This is a genomic window from bacterium, assembly GCA_024224155.1.
Taxonomy (GTDB): domain Bacteria; phylum Acidobacteriota; class Thermoanaerobaculia; order Multivoradales; family JAHEKO01; genus CALZIK01.
In genome coordinates this window covers 1-1,076 of sequence record JAAENP010000059.1, presented here as the reverse complement: position 1 = coordinate 1,076, position 1,076 = coordinate 1, and the positions used below count along the sequence as shown (strand labels likewise).

The 1,076-nt window shown below is 63.3% G+C and carries 1 protein-coding gene; it reads left to right on the top strand.

Features of this window, described 5'->3' with window-relative positions:
* Positions 1-830: transposase (locus tag GY769_03925; GenBank protein MCP4201062.1), on the top strand; the 830-nt coding region annotated here is incomplete at its 5' end.
* Positions 831-1,076: the final 246 nt, after the last annotated feature.

Genomic DNA, 1,076 nt, shown 5'->3' with positions numbered 1-1,076 from the left:
CCTGGCTGGCCGAGTTTGCCGACGAGGGCGACTTCGCCCAGGTCCATCGGGCCGTCTCGCCAACCAATCCGGCGCAACGCAAGAGCCTGGTCAAGGTCAAGAGCCGGCGCCGGGGCGATCAAACTCATGTGCTCTGCCACAGCAGCGAGCGGGTCGCGAAGGACCGGGCGATCCGGGACAAGCAAGAGGCCCGCCTGACGACCGATCTGGAGCGCCTGAAGGCCCGCATCGACAAGGGCCGGCTGGCTCAGCCGGTCAAGATCGGCGAGGCGATCGGGCGGCTCAGGGAACGTTATCCCCGGGTCGCGCGCTACTGGCGGATCGACTGTCAGGCCGACAGCAAGGGCTTGACCGTGGAACTCGATCAGGGCCGCCACGAGCGGGCCGCGGCGCTCGACGGCTGCTATCTGCTGAAGACCGATCGCACCGATCTCGAGGCCGAAGAGGTCTGGCGCTGCTACAGCCTCCTGACCATGGTCGAGGCGGCCTTCCGCAGCCTCAAGAGCCCCTTGGCCGAGCGTCCGATCTTTCACCAGCTCGAGCGCCGGGTCGAGACCCACATCTTTCTGGCGCTCCTGGCCTACCACCTGCTGATCGCGATCGAGACCACCTTGCGCCGGCAAGGCTGTCACAGCTCCTGGGCCAGCCTGCGCCAGAAGCTCGGCTCCCATCAGATCGCCACCATCGTGCTGCCGACCAGCTCGGGGGCCACCTTGCGGATCCGCAAGTGCTCGACACCGGAGCCCGAGCACCGCGAAATCTATCGCCTGCTCGACCTACCCGAAAAGATCATCGACCCAGTTCGAAGCTGGTCCGAAACCCCGGTGTAGTGACGAAAAATCAGGCCAAGTGCCTGAAAAGCCACAATTCACCCCCGAAAAATTCGGAAGTTGGGCTAGCACCGGACGACATTTGCGAGTCGAAAGAAGGTCCAACTCTCACTAACGTGTAGAGTCATGCCAAACCTCCATGACAATGACAGAAAGCGTATGAGCTGCGTGTATCGCGAGACGCGCCTCACGAGAGGTAACAGTCGGGGAACTTGGAGCACTTGCCCGAACGAGCTCGCATTAGGG